Here is a 19,936-nt window from a genome sequence, read left to right as displayed (position 1 = left end):
CGTCACCTGCGCGCACGGCGCGGCGGCCTTCACGGGCCGGCCGCGCTTTTTTCATGCCGGCGTTGCGTAGGGTGGGCGGCCCCGCCCACGCGGTGATACGCGCCGCCACCGGTCCGCACACGACATCGACGCCGACGACTGGCCGCGACGTACCTGCGCCGGCCGCGCCCATCCTATGTGCGCCAAAGCAGCCCCTCCAGCTCGTCGGCGACCGCCTGCGCCTGGCGGTCCGCGTCAAAGCCGGCGTGGCGCAGCGCGAACGCGCGCGCCGCGACGCGCTGATCCTCGTCGTCCAGCATGCGGCGCACGATGCCGTCCCAGTCGAGCGGCCGCGCCATCTCGTTGATGTTGATGCCGACGCCCAGTTGGCGTGCACGGCGCGCCGTCAGGAACGCTTCGGCCGTCCGCGGCAGCGTCAAGACGGGCACGCCCGCCAGCAATGCCTGCGACACGGTCGACTCGCCCGCGTGGCAGATCGCGAACGCGGATGCGGGCAACGCGGCGCCCAGCGCCACCGGTGTGCCGGCCCACGCCACGAGCGGATGCGTGAACGGCGGCGCGACGCCGGCCGCGACCTCGGGCAGGTAGCACAGCGTGCGGCAGCCCGCGCGCGCCAGCGCGCGCCAGCGCGCGCCAGCGCGGCCAGCATCGCGCCATGTTCCGGATGCGGCCTGCGCAGGTAGGCGAACACGCGCGGCCCCGCGCCGTCCGGCCACGCCGGCGGATGCGTGCCGGGGCCGGCGATCGTCGGGCCGAACCAGCGCGCGTCGTTCTCGCCGCGTCCCCACGGATCGAGTTCGGGCCATGTGCACAGCAGGGGCAGGTCGCCGCGCAGCAGGTCGGCCGCGCAGGCGTAGGGCGCGGCGCCGTGGCGCGCGAGCACTGCGTTGGCCGTGGCCAGCACGCGCGCCTCGGTGGCCGCCATGCGTGCCTGCGGCACCGCTTCCCAGTCGCGCAGCGGCGGCAGCGGACGCTCGGCCGGCGGAATCTGGAACCCGGGACCGACGGCGGCGCACGGGATGCCCAGGCTGCGCGCGGCCAGCAGCGCGGCCGGCGCGTAGTCGCCCACGACGAGGTGGGCGCCGAGCGCGCGCAGCAGATGGCGCCAGCCGTCGACGAGGCCGGCCATCGCGTCCGCATCGAGCCAGCCGCACGCGAGCAGCAGGTCGGCCAGGCTGGCCTCGCCGGGCGGCAGGCCGTCCACGCGGTGCAGCCACAGAGGCGCCTGGTAGACCGGAACGTCGACGTCGGCCAGCAGGCGGCGCGTGTGCACGAGGTCGCGCAGCACGAAGGCGATCGCGTGCCCGCGCGCGCGCAGCGGCTGCGCGAGGGCTTTCAGGCGGCCGGCGTGGCCCAGGGCGGCGCCGAGCTCCCAGCAGAATACGATATTGGCCATTACGGCGCCGTGCGCAACGGCTGAGGCGCGGCGCCCTGCCCCTTCTGCCCCACGCGCTCGTACTCGGCGATCACCTGGGCGCCGAACAGCAGCAGGCTGGCCGCGATCTCGAGGCTGAACATGACGACGATCGCGGTGCTCATCGAGCCGTACACGACGTTCACCTTGGACAGCGTGGTGAAGTACCACACGAGCACGTGGCGCGCGATTTCCCACAGCAGCGCCGCCGTCACGCCGCCGACCAGCGCATGCGACAGCGACAGCCGCCCCACCGGCATCACGAGGTAGATCGACGTGAGCACGAGGATCTCGCCCGCGAGCCCGAGCAGGTACAGCAGCGCGCCCGACACGCCGTGCAGCGACCACGTGTGGCCGAACAGTTCCACGCTCTCCGAGCCGATCACCTGCAGGGTCCCGGCGACGAGCGTCACGATCATCACGCCGAAGCCCAGGGCGAGGATGTAGCAGTACGGGAGCACGGCCGACACGAGGAAGTGGCGGCGGCGCACGGCCACGCGGTGCACGAAGATCACGCTCATCGCGTTTTCCAGCACGGTGAACGCGAGGGAGCTGAAGAACAGCATCGTGAAGCCAAGCACCCACGTGATCAGGTCGCGCGTGTCGAGGAAGTGCGCGACCTCTTCCACCATCGGGCCGGATTGCCCGGGCACGATCAATTCGAGGTAGCGGCGCAGGGTGAGCAGCAGGTCGACCTGGTCGATGAAGTGCGACAGCACGACGACCACCAGCATCAGGAACGGCACGATCGACAGCAGCGCGTAATAGGCGACGGCGCCCGCCAGCAGCAGGCCCTGGTTGGCGCGGAATGCGCGCATGCATTGCAGGACGAAATCGAGCGGATGCGCGACGATCCACGCATTGGCGCGCCGGTTCAGCACGCGCAGGCGCAGACCGTGCGCGGGCTTCATCGCGCCAGCCTGATGCCGCTGAACTGCCAGCGCGCGCCGGCCGGGAAGAAATTGCGGTAGCTGGCGCGCGCATGGCCGTGCGGCGTCGCGCACGACGCGCCGCGCAACACGTACTGGTTCACCATGAACTTGCCGTTGTACTCGCCGATCGCGCCCGCGGCCGGGGTGAAGCCGGGATACGGCGCGTAGCTGCTGGCCGTCCACTGCCAGCATTCGCCGAACATCTGCGCGAGGCCCGGACTGCCGGCCGCGCGCGGATGCAGGTCGCCGCAGGTCAGCGCCGCGTCGCGCGCCGCGAATTCCCATTCCGCTTCGGTGGGCAGGCGCGCGCCGCGCCAGCGCGCGTACGCGTCGGCCTCGTACAGCGACACGTGCGTGACGGGCCGCGCCGGGTCCAGCGGTTGCAGGCCGTGCAGCGTGAATTCGCGCCGGCGCCCGTCGTCGTTCACCCAGTACAGCGGCGCGGCGATCGTCCCGTTCGCGACCTGGTCCCAGCCGTCCGACAGCCACAGCGACGGATCGCGGTAGCCGCCCGCCTCGACGAATTCGAGGTATTCGCCGTTCGTCACGAGGCGCGACGCCAGCGCGAACGGCGCCAGGTACTGGCGGTGGCGCGGGCATTCGTTGTCGAAGGCGAAGCCCGGTCCGGCGTGGCCGATCTCGGCCAGGCCGCCGTCGAAGTCGATCCAGGCCAGCGGCTCGACGGGGCCGGATGCGGGCAGCGGCGAATCGACATAGGGCGGGTACAAGGGGTTCGTCGACAGCAGGTGCTTGACGTCCGTGAGGATCAGTTCCTGGTGCTGCTGCTCGTGCTGCAGGCCCAGTTCCACCAGCGCCGCGAGCGCGCCGTCGCCGCGCGCGGACGCCAGCAGGCGCTGCATGCGGGCGTCGACGGCGCTGCGGTAGGCCAGCACCTCGGCCAGCGCCGGCCGCGTCAGCAGGCCGCGCTGCGCCCGCGGGTGCTTCGCGCCGACGCCGTTGTAGTACGAATTGAACAGCACGCGGAAGGCCGGGTCGTGCGCGCGGAATCCGGGTTCGCGCGGCTCGAGGATGAAGGTCTCGAAGAACCACGTCGTGTGCGCGAGGTGCCATTTGACGGGGCTGGCGTCCGGCATCGATTGCGCGCAGCAGTCCTCGGGCGTCAGCGGTTCGGCCAGGTGCAGCGAGCGTTGCCGCACATGGGCGAACGTGGTGGACAGGTCGTGTTCGGAGGCCCCCATGTCCGCTCCTTCAGTGCGACAGGGCGCGCGCGTAGATCACGGCGAACCACTGGCGCGGGTCGGTCCAGACGCGCGTGGCCGCGAAGCCGGCCTGGCCGAGCATGCCGACGGCGTCGCTCTGGCGGTACTTGTAGCTGTTCTCGGTGTGGATCGACTCGCCCGCCGCGAACCGGCGGCTGCCGCCGCGCCACGTCACCTGCTGCGCGCTGCGCGCTTCCAGGTGCATCTCGACGCGGCCCTGGGCCGGGTTGTAGAAGCCGCGGTGGCGCCACTGGCGGATGTCGAAGTCGGCGTCGAGCAGGCGGTTCACGTGGCGCAGCACGTTGAGGTTGAACGCGGCCGTCACGCCCAGCGCGTCGTCGTAGGCGGCGTCCAGCACGGCGTGGTCCTTGGCGAGGTCGACGCCGATCAGCAGGCCGCCGTCGCGCCCGCACTGCGCGTGCACGCGCTGCAGGAAATCGTGGGCCTCCTCCGGCGTGAAATTGCCGATCGACGAACCGGGATAGAAGAACAGGCGGCGTTCCTCGCGCACGACGTCGGGCAGTTCCAGGCTGGCCGAGAAATCCATGCCGAGCGGCCGCATCTCGATGTGGCGGAAGCGCTGGTGCAGGCGCTCCACGGCGTCGTGCAGGAATTCAGCGGAGATGTCGACGGGGACGTACTGGCGCGGCTGCAGCAGCGGGAACAGGCCCGCGGCCTTGGCGCAATTGCCGGCGCCGAGGTCGATCAGGGTGGCGCCCGTGCCGACCGTGCGCGCGATCTCGGCGCCGTGCAGGTCGAAGATGCCGGCTTCCGTCCGCGTGGGATAGTACTCGGGCAGTTCGCAGATCGCCTCGAACAGTTTCGAGCCGAGCGGATCGTACAGGAATTTGGGCGAGATCCAGGCCTGGCGGGCGCGCAAGCTCTCGTCCAGTTCGGCGGGTACATGCAATCCATCGTTTGCTGCGGGCACTGCGGGCGATGTGGCGTTCAGCATCGGGGCGTCCTCGGTGGTGCGGCCGCACCGCGCGGCCGGCTGGAATGTTGCCGTTCCGGCCATGATACGCGATTCCGGGATTCCGCACGCGCATGCGTGACGACTGAACGGGCCGCCGCCCGCGCGTGCTAGAGTAGCGGTTTTGCCAACACGGCGATCCATGCTCGAACTCGTCAACCTCAGCAAATCCTATGGCGGCCGCACCGTGCTGGCGGCCCTCTCGCACCGCTTCGAACCGGGCGAGTTCGTCGCGATCATGGGCGAATCGGGGGTGGGCAAGTCCACGCTGCTGAACCTGATCGCCGGGCTCGACACGCCGGACGGCGGCGAGGTCCGCGTCGACGGCACGCCCATGACCGCGCTGGACGACGACGCCGCCACGCGGCTGCGGCGCACGCGCATGGGGTTCATCTTCCAGGCCTTCCACGTGCTGCCGCACCTGACGCTCGCACAGAACGTCGCGCTGCCGCTGCTGTTGAACGGCAGTCCGGACCCGGCGCGCGCCATGCAGATGCTGGACGCGGTCGGCCTGGCCGGGCGCGGCGCCGACTTCCCGCGCCAGTTGTCGGGCGGCGAGCTGCAGCGGGTGGCCATCGCGCGCGCCCTCGTGCACCGCCCCGCCCTGCTGCTGGCGGACGAGCCGACCGGCAACCTCGACCCCGAAACGGCCGACGGCATCCTGCGCCTGCTGCGCGCCGAGATCAAGGCCAGCGGCGCGGGCGCGATCATGGTCACCCATTCGCACGCGGCGGCCGCCATGGCCGACCGCACCTTCGTTTTGACGCGTTCCGGCTTGAAATAACGTAAGTTCCCGCAAGAAAGATGCGTGTTATAGCGTTTTAGTCATGAACAGTGCGTCGGATTTGTCAACTCCGTAGTAGCATTCCAACAAACCCACCAGGCATAAGTCAGCAAAACGAAACGGTCGGGCTGGATTCCATTCGGACGGGGCAAGAGCCGAGCGGAACCGCAACTCTCCAAAACAGTCGATCTGTCTTGAACAATTTCCCATGCGGAGGAGTTCATGAGCGTACGGCAGAAAAAACAAGAGTTGCTCGAGGCGATGCATCGCGCCCGGGCCATGGAGCCGTCGAGTTTTGTTCCGAACAAATTACTCGACACCTTGATCCAACGAATGCAGCTGAAGAACGACGCGGAACTGTGCCGCGTCCTGGAGGTCCAGCCGCCCATCATCAGCAAGATCCGGCACCGCAAGCTGAACGTCGGGGCGACGATCCTGCTGCGGATGCACGAGAAGTCGAATATCCCGATCCGCGAGCTGAAGGAATTGACGGCCGAAGCCCGCACCGAGACGCCGCCGCCGACCCATCACTGAGCGCCGCGCGGCGCCCCGCCACGGGCGGGTCACTCGCCCGGCGGGCGTCCGGTCTTGAGCTGCGGCAGGCTGGCGAGCACGGCGCGCACGGCCGCCATGTCGAGCTGGCCGAGCAGCGCCACGCCGATGCGCAGCAGTTCGCTCTTCTTGACGTCGAGGCCGGCCTTGAGGCAGGCCTGCTTGACGGCGCCGAGCACGGCGTATTCCTGCTCGGGCATCGTGAAGCTGTCGCGCACGAGGCGCGGGCGCGCGGCCGACGTCGCCGCTGCCGCCGCGGGTGCACGCTTCGTGCGCGCGCCGTTCGCGGGCGCGGGCACGGCGATGGCGCGTGCGGCCTGCCTGGCCACCGTGGCCGGATCGGCTGCCTTCGCGCGCGTCGTCTTCGCCGGCGCCGCCTTCGTCTTCGTTTTCGCCGCGGCCGTTTTCACGGGCGTCTTTGCCGGCCCCGTCTTCGCGGCGGCCGTTTTCGCGACTGCGGCCTTCTTCGCGGCCGGCTTCACGGCGGTTTTTACTGCAGCCTTCACGGCGGGCTTCACCGCGGTCTTCGCGGCCGTCCTGGCCGTCGTCGTCCTCGCCATCGGGACCTCCTTCCTCAAACAAGCCAAACAATATATATCATTCGGCCCGTGCGCGGAAGGGCGCGGCCAGGATTACGCGTCGGCATCGCGGAATTCGGCGGCGATGGCGGCGAACCGGTCCTCGATCTCGAAGAACGCGTCGAGCACGTCCGGATCGAAATGCGTGCCGCGGCCCTTGCGCATCACGTCCAGCGCCTGCCGGTGCGTGAACGCGGGCTTGTACGCGCGGCGCGAGATCAGCGCGTCGTACACGTCGGCCACGGCCATCAGGCGCGCCGACAGCGGGATCTGCTCGCCGGCCAGGCGGTCGGGGTAGCCGGAGCCGTCCCACTTTTCCTGGTGCGAATGGGCGATCTCGCGCGCGAACATCAAAAAGCCGTTGGTGCCGCCGACGTGCTTCTCGACGAGCATGATGGTGTCGCGGCCGTACACGGCGTGCAGCTTCATGACCTCGAATTCCTCGCGGTCGAGCAGGCCGGGCTTGAGCAGGATGCGGTCCGGGATGCCGACCTTGCCGATGTCGTGCAGCGGCGCCGAGCGGTACAGCAGTTCGATGTTCTCGTCAGTGAGTTCGGCCGCGAAGCGCGGATGGCGCTGCAGGTGCTGCGCCAGCGCGCGCACATAGTTCTGCGTGCGGCGGATGTGATTGTCGCCCTTCGCCACCGCCGTGTTGTCGCGCGTCTCGGCCAGCGTCCCCATCGCCATGATGATCGCCTCCTGCATCAGCGCGAGCTGCGCGGTGCGGTCCTGCACGAGCTTTTCCAGGTTCTCGTTGTGCGCCTGCAGCTGGCGGCGCGCATCGAGCAGCGTCAACTGGGTGGCCACGCGGGCAAACAGGATCGGCGGACTGACCGGCTTGGCGATGTAGTCGACGGCGCCCAGCGACAGGCCCATCGCCTCGTCCTCGACCTGGTTCTTCGCCGTCAGGAAGATGACCGGGATGCCGGCCGTGACGGGATTGGCTTTCAGCTGGCGGCACGTTTCGTAACCGTCCAGGCCGGGCATCATGACGTCGAGCAGGATCAGGTCCAGGCCCGGCGTGGACTGGGCGATCTGCAGCGCCAGGGTGCCGTTGTTGGCGACCTTCGTGTTGTACCTGTCCTTGAGGAGGCGCGACAGCAGCATGATGTTGTCGGGCGTGTCGTCGACGATCAGGATGGTCGGCTTATCGTTGTTGCCGGGGTGTCCGGTGGCTGCAATATTCATCAGGTTTCCGCGGTATCGGGGCGGGTTGCGGCGGCCGCCTGCGGCAGCAGCCGGCGCGCCTCTTCGAATTCGTAACGGGACAGGTGCTGCGCCAGGCGTGCCATCCGCTCGCCGTCGAGGACGCCCGCGAGCAGGGCGCGCACCGTCTCGAAGTAATCGATGGCGTCGCCCGAGTATTCGGCCAGCAGCTGGTCGAGCTGGGCGGCGGCGTCGAGCGCATCGGCGCCGCCGCCGGCGGCGCCGTCCGCCGCGGACGCCTCAGGCGCCGCGGGCTCGGGCGGCACGGCCGCGTGGGCGAAGTAGCGGTCGAGCGATTCCATCGTCGCTTCCACGGCGGTTTCCAGTGCACGCACGCCGGACGCCGCGCGGGCGCGGTCGGGCGACGACAACGCCAGGCCCTCTTCCACCGCCTGCGCCAGCGTCTGCAGCTCGCGCGCGCCGATGTTGCCGGCCACGCCGCGCAACAGGTGCGCACGCGCGGCCGCCTGGCGCAACCGGCCCGCCTCGTAGTCGGCGCGGATCTCGGCGCCGGCGTCGCGCTGGGCGGCGCGGAAGCGGTCCAGCAGCTGCACGTACAGCGCGACGTTGCCGGCCACGTGGCGCAGGCCGTACGCGGAGTCGATGCCGGACGCGTTCGACAGCCCCGGCAGCGTTGGGCCGTCCGGCGCGACGGCGTCCCCGGCCGGCAGCGGCGGCGGCACGGCCTGGCCGATCCAGCGCGCCAGGGTGGCGTACAGCTTCTCCGGCTCGACGGGCTTGGTGATGTAGTCCTGCATCCCTTCGCGCAGGCAGCGTTCGCGGATCTCGGCCAGCGCATGCGCCGTCATGGCCACGATCGGCAACGCATCGAAGCGCGCATCCTTGCGCAGTTCGACGGTGGCCGCGTGGCCGTCCAGCTGCGGCATCTCCAGGTCCATCAGCACGAGGTCGCAGGCCTGCGGGCCACCTTCGCGCAGCATGGTGAGCGCCTCGATGCCGTTGGCGGCGACGTCCACGACGAAGCCCTGCCCCTGCAGCAGTTCGAGCGCGATCTGCTGGTTGACCTGGTTGTCCTCGACGAGCAGCACGCGCGCCGCGCGATCGGCGGGCGGGCCGAATTTGCCGCTCCTGCGGCTGTGGGCATGCGGCGCGCGCGGCGGCGCGAACAGGGCGACGAGCGTGTCGACGAGCGCCGACTGTCCGATCGGCTTGCACAGGAAGCCGCGGATGCCCGCCGCCTCCGCCTCTTTCTGCACTTCCTCGCGGCCGAACGCCGTCACGAGCACGGTCGACGGCGGCTGGCGCAGCGCCGGATTGCCGGCGATGCGGCGCGCCAGCTCGATGCCGTTCATGCCCGGCATCTGCCAGTCGGTCAGCACGACGCTGTACGGGTCGCCGGCCGCGTCGGCCGCGAGCAAGGCGCTTTCCGCCTCGGCGCCGCTGGCGGCCAGGTCGACGCGCAGCGGCAGCGCCTGTAGGGCTTCGCTCATGATCTCGCGCGCGACCTCGCTGTCGTCGACGAGCAGCAGGCGCGCGCCGTCCAGCTCCGGCGGCGCGACGGCCACGCGTTCCGGTTCGCCGGACAGCGGGAACTCGAGGTCGAAGTGGAACGTCGAGCCTTTTCCGGGGCTGCTGTCGACGACGATGCGGCCGCCCATCAGGCCCACCAGCTGCTGCGAGATCGACAGGCCCAGGCCCGTGCCGCCGTATTCGCGCGTCGTGCTGCCATTGGCCTGGCTGAACGCGCGGAACAGCTTGCCCTGCTGCTGCTCGTTCATGCCGATGCCCGTGTCGCGCACGGCGAAGCGCAGGGTCGCGTAATCGCTGCGGAACCGGTCGGCCGGATCGTCGAGCCGCATGCACGACAATTCCAGCTCGCCCGCCGGCGTGAACTTGACGGCATTGTTGACGAGGTTGATGAGGACCTGCCCCAGGCGCAGCGGGTCGCCCACGAGCATGCGCGGGATCGCGTGCGGCACGTGGAACAGGTATTCGAGGTGCTTGTCGGCCGCCTTCTGGCTCGTCACGCTGGCCACGTTCGCGAGCACGTCGTCCAGGCAGAACGGGATGTGCTCGACGTCCAGCTTGCCCGCCTCGATCTTGGAAAAGTCGAGGATGTCGTTGATGATCCCCAGCAGCGACAGCGCGGCGCGGTGGATCTTGCCGACGTAATCCTGCTGCTTGGGCGAGAGTTCCGTGCGCAGCGCCAGATAGGCCATGCCGATGATCGCGCTCATCGGCGTGCGGATCTCGTGGCTCATATTGGCCAGGAACTCGGACTTGGCGACGTTCGCCGCTTCCGCCCGCACGTTGGCGGCGACGAGCGACTGCTCGCGCTCGCGCCGCTCCGAGATGTCGCGGATGAACGAGCAGAACTCATGGTCGTCGCTGGTGGCCAGCTGCACGCGCGTGATGGCCAGCTCGATCGGGAATTCGCCGCCGTCGCGGCGCAGCGCATACGTCTCGATGCGGCTGTCCAGCACCCCGCCCACGCCGCTGCGTTCATAGCGCGCGAGGCCGTTGCGGTGGGCGGCGCGGTGGCGTTCGGGGACGATGCATTCGTCGAGGTCGCGCCCGAGCACTTCCTCGCCCTTCCAGCCGAAGATCTTTTCGGCCTGCGCGTTCCAGCCGACGATGCGGCCCTGGCGGTCCATGCGCACGACGGCGTCCAGCGCCGTGTCGACGATGGCCTGCAGCTTGGCCTGGCTGCCCTGGGCCACGCGCATGGAGTCGACGAGCTCGCGCGTGCGCACGGCGATCTTTTGCTCGAGGTCTTCGTTCAGGTCGCGCAGCTGCTGCTCGATGATGCTCTTTTCGCGCAGCAGGCCATTGGTCACCTGCTCGGCGCGCCGCAGCCGGGTCAACGTGTCGCGGAAGCTGCGCACGGCGGACGACAGGCGGCCGATCTGGTCGCGCCGGCCGATGCCGGACAGGTGGATGTCGGTCTCGCCGCGCGCCAGCTTTTCCAGCGCTTCCTGGATGTCGGCGAACGGCTGCGTCATGCGCCGGCCGATCAGCAGCACGCAGCCGACGATGGCCAGCGTGAGCACGAAATTGGCCATCACCGTGTGCATGATCTGCTGGCGCAGGTCGTCGTCGACCTGGCGCCGCGAGAACGCCAGCTCGATGCTGCCGACCTGGTAGTCGCGGTTGCCGTCGTGGTAGGCGATCTTGCGGCCGACGTGGATGGCCCCGATCTCGTCGTCGCCGGCGCCCAGCGCGGCCAGCACCGTGCCGTTCGGCGCCAGCACGCGCAGCATCGTCACTTCCGGCGTGGCGCCCAGCGAATCGACGACGGACGCCACGGCCGCGCTGTTGATGTCGAACAGCGGCCGCGCCAGCGCATGCGACAGCACCGATGCCTGGCGGTCCACGCGCTCGTGCAGGTGCTGGTCGGCCTCGATCTGCAGTGTATGCATCACGTAGGTCGTATAGACGCCGGTGGACAGCACGACCGCCAGCACGATGCCGGCGCCGAGCCGGAACACGATGTTCTGGCGCCAGCTGTCGGCCAGGCCGCGCACGAGGTCGCGCAAGCGCGCGCGCGGACGCCCGGTGCCGGCGGTCGGCGCGGGATTAATGGGCGGCTCCCTGCTGGCCGGCCAGCTCGCGCTCGCGGCGGCGGTAGGCGGGGCTCGTGCGCACCTGTTCGATCGTGTTCCAGATGCGCGCGGCCAGGCCCGGATGCTGCGCGACGAACGTGTGCGACAGGATCAGGTAGTACGGCTTTTCGACCAGCGGCACGGGCAGCACTTCGATGTCTTGCGCGTACGGCGTGTGCATCAGGCGCACGGCGTCGCCGCCGCCGAGGGCCGCCGCCACGAGGCGGCCGGCGAGCAGCTTCTGCAACAGTTCGTCGGCCTGCTGGCTGCCCTCGTCCACCGGCACGTTCTGGGCGCGCAGGAAGTCGCCGACGGAGTAGCCGAGCTGGAATCCGATGCGGCCGTCGACGTTGGCGAAGTGCCGGCCGTCCCAGTCGACGCGGCCGCCCTTGCGCCGCACGAGCACGTAGCGGTCGACGTGCATGCGCTTGTCCGGATCGGCCTGGCCGGCGCCGCCGCCCGCCTGCCCGTGCGTGCCGGGATACACGCCCAGCGCCTCGCGCTCGCGGCTGAAGCTGACGGCGAACGCGCCGCTGACCTGGTTCGCCTTGACCTGCGCGAGGCAGCGCTTCCACGGCATGCTCTGGTAATCGAACGCGATGCCGAGGCGCCGCGCCACCTCGCCCAGCAGTTCGAAGTTCAGGCCGCCGCCGTCCAGGGTGCGCCACGGCAGCACCTCCTGGCGTTCGAAGCACAGCGGTACGGTCGGCCCCGCCGCGAACGACGGCGCGCCGGCGGCGACACAGCAGGCGATCAATCCGTAGCGAACAAAACGCGGCATGGGAAGCAAGGGCGGCGGCAACAATGATTAAAAACAGACAACAGTATGCCAGACCTTGCCGGACACCGGCATGCCGTCCGTCACGCCGCCAGCGCCGCGCGGCCGTGGCGCAATTCGGCCAGCACGCCGGCCCGCAGCCCCGTCTTGGGCACGTCCAGTTCCTCGATCTCCAGCTCTTCCATGAGGCCCAGCAGGATCGCCAGCGCCGCCGTCACGTCACGCAGGCGCAAGTGGCCGAGACCCGCCAGCGGCGCCCCGCCGCCGCCCTGGTCGAGCGCGCGCGCGGCGAGCGTTTCCAGCCGGCCGCGCGTGATGGGGCCGGCCAGTCCGTTGTCGACGAGCAGCCGGGCCAGCGTGTGGATCGTGCCGGATGCGCCGCACGCGCGGTCGCGCCGCCCCGGTCCGAACGCGGGCGCCTCGTCGCCCAGCTTCGCGCGGGTGGATGCGATCGCGGCCGCGAACGACACCGCGTCGATGCGCCCGCCGCCGAAGAACGTCAGCGCCAGGCGCGACGTGCCCAGGCCCAGCGACGCGACCTTCTGCACGCGCCGTCCGCTGCCGAGCGCCAGCTGGGTCGAGCCGCCGCCGATGCCCAGCACCAGCGTGCGCGCGGCATCGCCGTCGGCGGCCGCGCCGTCGGCCACGCCGAGATAGGTCAGGACCGCCTCTTCCTCGCCGGACAGCACCTGGACGGGATGCCCGAGCAGTTGCTGCGCGGCCGGCAGGAACAGGTGGCTGTTGCGGGCCATGCGCAAGGTCGACGTGGCGACGACGCGCACGGCGGCCAGCGCATGGTCGTTCAGCCGCGCGCGGATCGCGCGCAGGCAATCGAACGCGGCGTGCATCGCCTCGGGACTCAGGCAGCCCTGCGCGTCCAGCGCGGCGGCCAGGCGCAGGGGCGCGTGAAAACTGTCGAGGGGACGCAGGGTGCCGTCCTCGACGGCGCCGACGAGCAGGCGGAAGCTGTCGGAGCCAAGGACGAGTGCGGCGTGAATGGGAGATGTGGTGCTCATGCAGACTCCGAAGTCGAAAACGGCGCCACGATAGCGGGGCTGGATGACGGATCGATGACAGGAGCATCGTTGATCGTATCATCATAAGGCATGCGGGACGACGGCGCCATGGCGGACACGTCCGTGTGTGCGCGCACTGGCCCGGCGGTGTTCATTCCTCGACCGGCGCCAACGCGGACGCCGCCACTTCGACCCGGTCGCGCCCCGCCTTCTTGGCCACACGCAACGCCTCGTCGGCGCGGGCCAGCAGGGTGACGGTACTGTCGTCCGGGCGGATCGTCGTGACGCCGAAGCTGGCCGTCAGGGAAATCATCGCGCGTTCGGTCTTGACGCGCTCGCCTGCGATCGCGGCGCGCATGCGCTCGGCGACCATCGTGGCGTCGTCGAGGCTGGTGCGCGGCAGCAGGATCGCGAATTCGACGCCCACCAGGCGGCCCAGCTGGTCGCTGTCGCGCAGGTGGCGCTTGCAGATCGCGGCCAGGTGGGCCAGGACGACGTCGCCGGCCGGGTGGCCGTAGCTGTCGTTGATGCGCTTGAACTGGTCGAGGTCGAACACGACGAGGGCCGTCGGCTGGCCCGGACGGCGCGCCAGCGCCATCCACGGCGACAGCAGGCGGAAGAAGCCGCGCCGGTTGGGCACGTCCGTGAGCGGATCGACCACTTCCAGCCGCGCCAGCTCGGCCTGTTCGCGCTCGCGGCCCAGCAGCAGCCAGCCGAAGCCGCCCAGCAGCGCCAGCAGGTACAGCGCGCCCGAGTGGAACTGGCGCAACATATCGTTCGTCATCCAGCCCCAGCCCGCCGGCGCCAGCAGTACGAGGGCGCCGCGCGCGCCGACGACGATGGCCAGCAGGCCCGTGGCCAGCGCGAGGAAGCGTTGCAGCATCGACGCTTGCACCCAGCCGCGCGCCAGCGCCGCGGCCACGGACAGGTAGCCGGCCGCCAGGATCAGCGACGCGGCCACGGCGCGCAGGCCGATCGGGTCGATCAGCCAGCACAGCAGGAAGGCGAGGACGGCCAGCGCCAGCACGGGCGCGCTGACCCGGCGCCAGCGCAACCGGCCGGCGCGCTCCCACGCCGCGCCCGATTCCCAGGCGACGCCGGCGAACACGAGCGCGTAGCCGATGGGCAGCGCGAGCCCTTCCGGCATGACGCCGGTGGCGCCGATCGCCAGCAGCAGCCAGCCGCCGGCCTGGTACAGGCGCGACCAGCCCCAGGTCGGCAGCGTGGGCCGCTTGTGGCTGGATTGCTCGAAGAAAAACAGGGTCGCGCACAGCGTGAGATTGCCGAGTGCCAGCGCCAGTACCATCGTGGTGGAATCCATCGGCACCTCAGAATTCGTGCACGACCGCGGTCGTGCCGTCGCCGACGCGGCTGGCCCAGGCGCGCGCCCAGTAGTCGCGTTCGGCCTCGGTGGGCGGCTCGTGCCAGAACACGATCAGGGTGCCCTTGTGGTCGTGGATCTGGGTCAGTTTTTCGACGAAAGCCGGGTTGCCGTCCATGTCCGCCAACGCCATCGCGTAGCCGTAGACGCGGTCCAGGCGCTCGATGCGGTCCGGCTCGGTCTGGCTGTTGGTGGCGGTAATGGTCGGGTGGTCCAGGAACATGAGGTCTCCGCTTGGGCTGCAACGGCCAGCTTATCAGAAACCCATCGTGCGCAACAAGTTACGCCGTGGAGAGGCGGGGCCGATATCGATTTCACGTATACTCGGCACGATGCAGCACCGCGACAACCCGTCCCATCCGTTCCCGCCCGCCCCGCCGCTCGTACGTACGCGCCGCGGCCGGCGCACGCTGGAATTCGCCCCCGGCGACATCCAGAGCGAGATGCTGCTGGCGCGCCCCGACGCCCTCGCGCTGGCCTACCAGCGCGCGATGATGGGCTTCGTGCTGTTCCGGCCGCGGCCGCGCCATATCGTGATGGTCGGTCTGGGCGGCGGATCGCTGGCCAAGTTCTGCCACCGCCACTTCCCCGGCGCGCGCATCACCGTCATCGAATTGCGCGCCGACGTGATCGCCCTGCGCGACGCCTTCCACGTGCCGCCCGACAGCGACCGCTTCACGGTCGTCCACGCCGACGCGGCCGACTGGCTGGCCGCGCATCCCGCCACGGCCGACGTGCTGCTCGCGGACGGCTTCGACGCGCGCGGACTGCCGCCGTGCCTGGCCGACGCGCCCTTCTACACCGACTGCCGGCGTGCGTTGCGGCCCGGCGGCGTGCTGGTGGCCAATGTGTTCACGTACGACCCGCGCTACCCCGACGTGATGGATGCGCTGGACACCGTATTCGACGGCCACACCTGCTGGTTCGACAAGGTCGCGGGCAATAACCGCATCGTGTACGCCGTGCACGCCCCGGACGCCGCGGTCGCGCGGCGCGTTGCCCGGTATGCGCGCCGGCGCGGCCTGGGCCCCGGATTATTGAACCGGCTAGCCATAAGATTCATCCTTGCCCGGATCGCATCGCGATCTGTTTTGGCCCCGCCACATCTTCGGCCGGTACGCATCCGTCTGTGACAATTTGTTTGCGGAAACTAGAGTTTCTGTGACAAACTAGCCCCTCAATTCATGCCTTCAGGCAAGCACCCATCTTACATGCATAGGGATCACTGGATGTCGCGTCGCCGACTGCCGTTTTCGCTCACGCTCGCAGCAGGCCTCACCCTGGGGGGCGGCCTGATCGCAACCGCAGTGCTGACGGTCGCCGTCAGCCGCCTCGAATACGACAACAAGGCGCTGGCTTTCGAACAGGGCACGGGCGTGCGCGTCGCCGCGCTGCGCCAGGGCATGGACGAAGCCGTCGAAGTCCTGAACGTCACCAACCAGCTGTTCACGACGGTCCAGCCGGTCACGCGCGCGCAATTCCACGATTTCACGACGCCGCTGCTCCAGCGTAACCCGTACATCCGCGCCTTCAACTTCCACCGCGTCGTGCAGGCCGGCGAGCGGGCCGCGTTCGAAGCGGACCTGCGCCAGTTCCAGCCGGACCTCGTGCTGCGCGAGATGCACGGCGCGGCGCGGACGCGGGCGCCGGAGCGTTCGCGCTACCACGTCGTCGATTACCTCGAACCGATGCAGGGCAACGAAGCGGCCCTCGGCCTCGACGTCAGCCAGAACCGGCAAGTGATGGACACCCTCGCGCGCGCGCAGGCGAGCGGCCGCGCCGCCCTCACCGGCCTGCTGCAGATCGCGCAGGCGCCCGGCGCGCCCAGCTTCGAAGTGCTGATGCCCGTGTATGCCCAGGGCGGCCGCCTGCTGGGCGACACGGCCGCCGTGATCTCGATCCCGACGCTCGTCAACGCCGCGCTGGCACGGGCCGGCCTGCTGGACGACCACGGCATCCAGCTCAGGTTCTACGGCGGCGGCCGCGCCGATCCGGCCCACCTCGTCTACGCCACCCGCGACGCGGCGCCGTCGACGCCGCCTGTCGCGCTGCTGTCGGCCGGCTACACGGGCCGCGCCGTGAACACCTTCACGGTCGGCGGCCAGTCGTGGACGGTGGAAGCCATCGCCGCGCCCTCCGCGTGGCTGGCCGACCATCTCGGCTCGACCCTGCTGCTGGCCGGCGGCGCGCTGTCGACGCTGCTCCTGACCGCCTTCGTGCAGGCCGCCGGCCAGCGCACGCGCAAGGTCCAGGAACTGGTGCGCGAACGCACGGCCGACCTGAAGCTCACCAACCAGCGCCTGATCGACGACGTCCTCGCGCGCAAGCGCACGGAAAAAGCCCTGCAGGAGAGCGAGCAGCGCTTCCGCCAGCTGGTCGCCATGTCGTCCGACTGGTACTGGGAACAGGACGAGCAGTTCCGCTTCACGCACGTCACCGGCGACTTCACGGAAAAATCCGGCATCGGCACCGAGCGCGTGCTCGGCCGCCGGCGCTGGGACTACGTGCCCGCGCTGGCGGACACGAAACTGGGCCGCGACCACGTCGCCACGCTGGAAGCGCACGAGCCGTTCCGCAACCTCGAATACCGCGTCGTCGACGACAACGGCGAGGAACGCTGGTTCTGCATCAACGGCCAGCCGGTCTTCGACGAGACGGGCGGCTTCACCGGCTACCGCGGCACGGGCAGCGACATCACCGCGCGCAAGGTCACCGAGCAGCGCGTGCACCACGTGGCCCAGCACGACGTGCTGACGGGCCTGCCCAACCGTTCGCTGCTGCAGGACCGCCTGAGCCAGGCCGTCGCCTACGCGACCCGCAGCGGCCATCCGGTGTGGGTGATGCTGATCGACCTGGACCGCTTCAAGTTCGTCAACGACAGCATGGGCCACAAGGCCGGCGACGTCCTCCTGATGACGGTCGCGGCGCGCCTGCGCTCGTCGCTGCGCGACACCGACACGGTGGCGCGCCTGTCCGGCGATGAATTCGTCGTGATCCTGTCCGAGCACTCGGACCAGCCGCTCACGCCCGACATCGTGCAGCGCGTGATGGATTCCGTGGCGCAGCCCGTCATGCTGGGCCCCAAGGAATTCTTCGTCACCTGCAGCATCGGCGTGGCCGCCTTCCCGAGCGACGGCACGCCGGCCGAGAACCTGATCGAGCACGCGGACATCGCCATGTACCGCGCCAAGAAGCTGGGCCGCAACAATTTCCAGTTCTATACGCCGGCCATGAACGAGGAATCGCTGGAGCGCGTGCGCATCGAAAGCGCGCTGCGCAACGCCCTCGAACGCAACGAGTTCGTGCTGCACTACCAGCCGCAGGTCGACCTGCAGACGGGCCGCATCGTCGGCATGGAAGCGCTGATCCGCTGGAAGCACCCGGAGCTGGGCATGGTGCCGCCGTCGCGCTTCGTCGGCGTGGCCGAGGACACCGGCCTGATCGTGCCGATCGGCGCCTGGGTCATGCGCACCGCGTGCGCCCAGAACAAGGCCTGGCAGGATGCGGGGCTCGGCAAGCTGCGCGTGGCCGTGAACCTGTCGGCGCGCCAGTTCAGCGCCGCCGACCTCGTGCCGGGCATCGAAGCCGTCCTCAACGACACGGGCCTGGAGCCGTCCTGCCTGGAACTGGAACTGACCGAGAGCCTGTTCATGAGCGACGTCACCCCGGCCGTGGAATTGTTGCACCGCATGAAGTCGCTGGGCGTCAACCTGTCGATCGACGACTTCGGCACGGGCTATTCCAGCTTCTCCTACCTGTCGCGCTTCCCCATCGACGTGCTCAAGATCGACCGCTCGTTCGTCAACGACATCACGCACGACGCCAACGACGCGGCCATCGTCGCCTCGATCATCGCGCTGGCGCACAACCTGCGCCTGTCCGTGATCGCCGAGGGCGTGGAGACGGCGGAACAGCTCGATTACCTGCGCCACCAGGGCTGCGACGAAATGCAGGGCTATTATTTCTCGAAGCCGCTGCCGGCCCATGAATTCGAGCAATTGCTGCGCCAGCGGCGCGGCCTGGCGGCCCCGGAAGACGAGCCGCAGACGGCCGCCGCATGCGGAATCTAGAATCTGCTTTAACTATTTGCCCCAACTGCAATAATTGGTGCAATTACTTATAGCCTAACGTACATCGTTCTTCTACAATACCCGGTGACTCTTTAGCAATACTACTTACCGAGTATGACGATGATGACTGAAATGAATATCGACTCCGCCGCCGCAACGCTGGCGGAACGCAGGCCGCGCACCGACATGCGCACGCGCGACCTCGTCAACCAGGCCGTGGCATCGGTCCCCACGCTGGGCCTGCAGCGGGCCGCCGAATTCCTGGCGGCCATGGGTGTGCCGGCCGAGATCGCCGTGCGCGCCCTGGTGTATCCGAACCGACGCCGGACGAACTGAACCCGAGACGCCTGAATGATGGGCACAGGGTGGCAACCCTTGCCCGCCATGCGTTACCGGGATGCGCGCATTCGGCGGGCACGGGGTGCCCACCCTGCGGCTTTCATTACTCTTGCGCGGCGATGTCCGCCAACGATTCACGGCCCCGTGCCGTCAATTCGAAACCGCCTTCCGCCCGCGCGGCGATATGCGATTTGCGGCTCAGGAACTGCACGACGTCCTCGTCGACAGGCGCCGCCGGGTCCGCCTCGAGCGCGCGCAGGGCCTGCACGCAGCGGCGCAGGAACAGCAGTTCGGTCCCCTGCGCCGTCAGCGCCAGGTTGCCGCTCTTCGCATACTGGACCAGTTTCAGGCCCGACAGGCGCTTGGCGTTGCGCCCGACACAGGCATTGACGCGGTCGCTCCTGGCGCCGCGCCGGATGAATTCGAGGGCGTCGTATTCGTCGCCCGTCAGTTTCAGATTCTTCATTACCACTTTCCAAGGAAACAAGCCCGCCATGGTAACGGCGGCGGGCCGTCCCGGCAACCCGCGCCGCGATCAGCGCAGGGCCCGCACGGCGGCCCACACGAGGCCGGCCCCCGCCAGCACGCCCAGCGCCACCGCCGCGTGCATCCGATGCGAGCCCAGCAACGGGCTGCGGCCCAGCGGAATCTTGTTGTACAAGGTGGTGCTCATACTTCTCTCCTCCGAATGTCATTGGCCACGGGGTTCATTATAAAAAATTCCCTGACGAAATATGTGCGCCAGCGTACGCAAGCGTCATTTGTGTCCACTTAGCAACAAACAGGCGTCCCGCGACGATCCTATTGCGCGCCGGGCGCCGACATGGACTGTTAGTATCGCGCCAACACGACAACGCAACGGAGCACGCCATGAGAACCAACGTACCGAAGCCGGACCCCGGCGCCAACGCCCCCGCCAACCTGCACGAAGCGGACATCGGCAGCGGCGAACGCTCGCCGGCCCAGCACGAAACGGACGCCATGATCCGCGAAATCCCGCCGCGCGGCCACAAGCAGGGCGACCAGCAGGACGCCGGCCAGCAGGCCACGCGCGACGGCGAGCCGGGCAAGCGCTGACCCGCACCACGTGACAACGGATGGGGCGACCCGACGGTCCACCCCATCCGCAC

20 protein-coding genes are annotated in these 19,936 nt (G+C 69.5%); 6 read left to right on the top strand and 14 right to left on the bottom strand.

Features of this window, described 5'->3' with window-relative positions; translation table 11 throughout:
• Positions 1 to 173: 173 nt before the first annotated feature.
• The 5 genes from ACEN9Q_RS06450 to egtD are packed head-to-tail and all read right to left on the bottom strand — an operon-like array spanning position 174 to position 4,521.
• The gene (locus ACEN9Q_RS06450; RefSeq protein WP_495627738.1) at positions 174 to 452 is read right to left on the bottom strand and encodes a hypothetical protein; all 279 of its coding nucleotides are present in this window, start codon (positions 450 to 452) and stop codon (positions 174 to 176) included.
• Positions 416 to 1,396, bottom strand: a complete 981-nt coding sequence (locus tag ACEN9Q_RS06445; protein ID WP_495627737.1) for a glycosyltransferase family protein — start codon at positions 1,394 to 1,396, stop codon at positions 416 to 418. Before ACEN9Q_RS06445 ends, ACEN9Q_RS06450 begins: the two co-directional genes overlap by 37 nt.
• A complete protein-coding gene (locus tag ACEN9Q_RS06440; protein ID WP_056450319.1) occupies positions 1,396 to 2,325 on the bottom strand; it encodes a YihY/virulence factor BrkB family protein in 930 nt (309 codons plus the stop codon). The genes ACEN9Q_RS06445 and ACEN9Q_RS06440 overlap by 1 nt, the downstream gene beginning before the upstream one ends.
• On the bottom strand, positions 2,322 to 3,545 hold the full coding sequence (egtB, locus tag ACEN9Q_RS06435) for an ergothioneine biosynthesis protein EgtB (protein WP_495627736.1): 1,224 nt from the start codon (positions 3,543 to 3,545) through the stop codon (positions 2,322 to 2,324). The genes ACEN9Q_RS06440 and egtB overlap by 4 nt, the downstream gene beginning before the upstream one ends.
• A 10-nt stretch (positions 3,546 to 3,555) precedes the next feature.
• Complete coding sequence (gene egtD / locus ACEN9Q_RS06430) at positions 3,556 to 4,521, bottom strand: L-histidine N(alpha)-methyltransferase (protein ID WP_495627735.1); 966 nt, start codon at positions 4,519 to 4,521, stop codon at positions 3,556 to 3,558.
• A 160-nt stretch (positions 4,522 to 4,681) separates the two neighbouring features.
• On the opposite strand from egtD, the gene ACEN9Q_RS06425 reads away from it, so the two are divergent.
• Together ACEN9Q_RS06425 and ACEN9Q_RS06420 are read left to right on the top strand one after the other, a co-directional pair.
• On the top strand, positions 4,682 to 5,323 hold the full coding sequence (locus tag ACEN9Q_RS06425) for an ABC transporter ATP-binding protein (RefSeq protein ID WP_056450312.1): 642 nt from the start codon (positions 4,682 to 4,684) through the stop codon (positions 5,321 to 5,323).
• A gap of 222 nt (positions 5,324 to 5,545) precedes the next feature.
• Positions 5,546 to 5,857: a hypothetical protein gene (locus ACEN9Q_RS06420; protein WP_056450309.1), complete on the top strand. Its 312-nt coding sequence runs from the start codon at positions 5,546 to 5,548 to the stop codon at positions 5,855 to 5,857.
• 29 nt (positions 5,858 to 5,886) lie between these two features.
• On the opposite strand, the gene ACEN9Q_RS06415 is transcribed toward ACEN9Q_RS06420, so the two are convergent.
• The 7 genes from ACEN9Q_RS06415 to ACEN9Q_RS06385 all read right to left on the bottom strand — a co-directional run bounded on the left by ACEN9Q_RS06415 (position 5,887) and on the right by ACEN9Q_RS06385 (position 14,620).
• Complete coding sequence (locus ACEN9Q_RS06415) at positions 5,887 to 6,435, bottom strand: hypothetical protein (protein ID WP_495627734.1); 549 nt, start codon at positions 6,433 to 6,435, stop codon at positions 5,887 to 5,889.
• A gap of 72 nt (positions 6,436 to 6,507) precedes the next feature.
• Entirely contained in the window at positions 6,508 to 7,641 is a 1,134-nt protein-coding gene (locus ACEN9Q_RS06410; RefSeq protein ID WP_495627733.1) for a response regulator, read from the bottom strand.
• Entirely contained in the window at positions 7,641 to 11,156 is a 3,516-nt protein-coding gene (locus tag ACEN9Q_RS06405) for a response regulator (RefSeq protein ID WP_495627732.1), read from the bottom strand. The genes ACEN9Q_RS06410 and ACEN9Q_RS06405 overlap by 1 nt, the downstream gene beginning before the upstream one ends.
• Positions 11,157 to 11,196: 40 nt before the next feature.
• Complete coding sequence (locus ACEN9Q_RS06400) at positions 11,197 to 12,003, bottom strand: substrate-binding periplasmic protein (protein ID WP_495627731.1); 807 nt, start codon at positions 12,001 to 12,003, stop codon at positions 11,197 to 11,199.
• 80 nt (positions 12,004 to 12,083) lie between these two features.
• Complete coding sequence (locus ACEN9Q_RS06395; protein WP_056450304.1) at positions 12,084 to 13,016, bottom strand: Ppx/GppA phosphatase family protein; 933 nt, start codon at positions 13,014 to 13,016, stop codon at positions 12,084 to 12,086.
• Positions 13,017 to 13,167: 151 nt separating this feature from the next.
• The gene (locus tag ACEN9Q_RS06390) at positions 13,168 to 14,337 is read right to left on the bottom strand and encodes a GGDEF domain-containing protein (protein ID WP_495627730.1); all 1,170 of its coding nucleotides are present in this window, start codon (positions 14,335 to 14,337) and stop codon (positions 13,168 to 13,170) included.
• A 7-nt stretch (positions 14,338 to 14,344) separates the two neighbouring features.
• On the bottom strand, positions 14,345 to 14,620 hold the full coding sequence (locus ACEN9Q_RS06385) for a hypothetical protein (RefSeq protein ID WP_322404613.1): 276 nt from the start codon (positions 14,618 to 14,620) through the stop codon (positions 14,345 to 14,347).
• Positions 14,621 to 14,729: 109 nt separating this feature from the next.
• Here ACEN9Q_RS06385 and ACEN9Q_RS06380 point away from each other — a divergent pair, with 109 nt between their 5' ends.
• The 3 genes from ACEN9Q_RS06380 to ACEN9Q_RS06370 all read left to right on the top strand — a co-directional run bounded on the left by ACEN9Q_RS06380 (position 14,730) and on the right by ACEN9Q_RS06370 (position 18,803).
• Positions 14,730 to 15,530, top strand: coding sequence for a fused MFS/spermidine synthase (locus ACEN9Q_RS06380; RefSeq protein WP_495627729.1), 801 nt, complete (start codon positions 14,730 to 14,732; stop codon positions 15,528 to 15,530).
• Between the two features lie 96 nt (positions 15,531 to 15,626).
• Positions 15,627 to 18,467 carry a bifunctional diguanylate cyclase/phosphodiesterase gene (locus tag ACEN9Q_RS06375; RefSeq protein WP_495627728.1) on the top strand — a complete coding sequence of 947 codons (2,841 nt, stop codon included), beginning with the start codon at positions 15,627 to 15,629 and terminating at the stop codon, positions 18,465 to 18,467.
• 132 nt (positions 18,468 to 18,599) lie between these two features.
• Positions 18,600 to 18,803 carry a hypothetical protein gene (locus ACEN9Q_RS06370; protein ID WP_229412892.1) on the top strand — a complete coding sequence of 68 codons (204 nt, stop codon included), beginning with the start codon at positions 18,600 to 18,602 and terminating at the stop codon, positions 18,801 to 18,803.
• A 106-nt stretch (positions 18,804 to 18,909) separates the two neighbouring features.
• On the opposite strand, the gene ACEN9Q_RS06365 is transcribed toward ACEN9Q_RS06370, so the two are convergent.
• Positions 18,910 to 19,272, bottom strand: coding sequence for a hypothetical protein (locus ACEN9Q_RS06365; RefSeq protein ID WP_056450293.1), 363 nt, complete (start codon positions 19,270 to 19,272; stop codon positions 18,910 to 18,912).
• 69 nt (positions 19,273 to 19,341) lie between these two features.
• Positions 19,342 to 19,479 carry a hypothetical protein gene (locus ACEN9Q_RS06360; protein WP_200958414.1) on the bottom strand — a complete coding sequence of 46 codons (138 nt, stop codon included), beginning with the start codon at positions 19,477 to 19,479 and terminating at the stop codon, positions 19,342 to 19,344.
• 197 nt (positions 19,480 to 19,676) lie between these two features.
• On the opposite strand from ACEN9Q_RS06360, the gene ACEN9Q_RS06355 reads away from it, so the two are divergent.
• Positions 19,677 to 19,883 (top strand): hypothetical protein, encoded by a 207-nt coding sequence (locus ACEN9Q_RS06355; protein ID WP_056450292.1) that lies wholly within the window; start codon positions 19,677 to 19,679, stop codon positions 19,881 to 19,883.
• Positions 19,884 to 19,936 lie beyond the last annotated feature (53 nt).

The sequence above is a fragment of the Massilia sp. Masssp93 genome, assembly GCF_059491295.1.
The sequence above is the reverse complement of the archived record's forward strand: the minus strand, read 5'-3'. Positions and strand labels throughout refer to the sequence as shown.

Coding starts and splice junctions, on each gene's coding strand:
- ACEN9Q_RS06445 (WP_495627737.1), bottom strand. CDS start 1,396: ATGGCCAATATCGTATTCTGCTGGGAGCTCGGCGCCGCCCTGGGCCAC.
- ACEN9Q_RS06440 (WP_056450319.1), bottom strand. CDS start 2,325: ATGAAGCCCGCGCACGGTCTGCGCCTGCGCGTGCTGAACCGGCGCGCC.
- egtB (WP_495627736.1), bottom strand. CDS start 3,545: ATGGGGGCCTCCGAACACGACCTGTCCACCACGTTCGCCCATGTGCGG.
- egtD (WP_495627735.1), bottom strand. CDS start 4,521: ATGCTGAACGCCACATCGCCCGCAGTGCCCGCAGCAAACGATGGATTG.
- ACEN9Q_RS06425 (WP_056450312.1), top strand. CDS start 4,682: ATGCTCGAACTCGTCAACCTCAGCAAATCCTATGGCGGCCGCACCGTG.
- ACEN9Q_RS06420 (WP_056450309.1), top strand. CDS start 5,546: ATGAGCGTACGGCAGAAAAAACAAGAGTTGCTCGAGGCGATGCATCGC.
- ACEN9Q_RS06415 (WP_495627734.1), bottom strand. CDS start 6,435: ATGGCGAGGACGACGACGGCCAGGACGGCCGCGAAGACCGCGGTGAAG.
- ACEN9Q_RS06410 (WP_495627733.1), bottom strand. CDS start 7,641: ATGAATATTGCAGCCACCGGACACCCCGGCAACAACGATAAGCCGACC.
- ACEN9Q_RS06400 (WP_495627731.1), bottom strand. CDS start 12,003: ATGCCGCGTTTTGTTCGCTACGGATTGATCGCCTGCTGTGTCGCCGCC.
- ACEN9Q_RS06395 (WP_056450304.1), bottom strand. CDS start 13,016: ATGAGCACCACATCTCCCATTCACGCCGCACTCGTCCTTGGCTCCGAC.
- ACEN9Q_RS06390 (WP_495627730.1), bottom strand. CDS start 14,337: ATGGATTCCACCACGATGGTACTGGCGCTGGCACTCGGCAATCTCACG.
- ACEN9Q_RS06385 (WP_322404613.1), bottom strand. CDS start 14,620: ATGTTCCTGGACCACCCGACCATTACCGCCACCAACAGCCAGACCGAG.
- ACEN9Q_RS06380 (WP_495627729.1), top strand. CDS start 14,730: ATGCAGCACCGCGACAACCCGTCCCATCCGTTCCCGCCCGCCCCGCCG.
- ACEN9Q_RS06375 (WP_495627728.1), top strand. CDS start 15,627: ATGTCGCGTCGCCGACTGCCGTTTTCGCTCACGCTCGCAGCAGGCCTC.
- ACEN9Q_RS06370 (WP_229412892.1), top strand. CDS start 18,600: ATGAATATCGACTCCGCCGCCGCAACGCTGGCGGAACGCAGGCCGCGC.
- ACEN9Q_RS06365 (WP_056450293.1), bottom strand. CDS start 19,272: ATGAAGAATCTGAAACTGACGGGCGACGAATACGACGCCCTCGAATTC.
- ACEN9Q_RS06360 (WP_200958414.1), bottom strand. CDS start 19,479: ATGAGCACCACCTTGTACAACAAGATTCCGCTGGGCCGCAGCCCGTTG.
- ACEN9Q_RS06355 (WP_056450292.1), top strand. CDS start 19,677: ATGAGAACCAACGTACCGAAGCCGGACCCCGGCGCCAACGCCCCCGCC.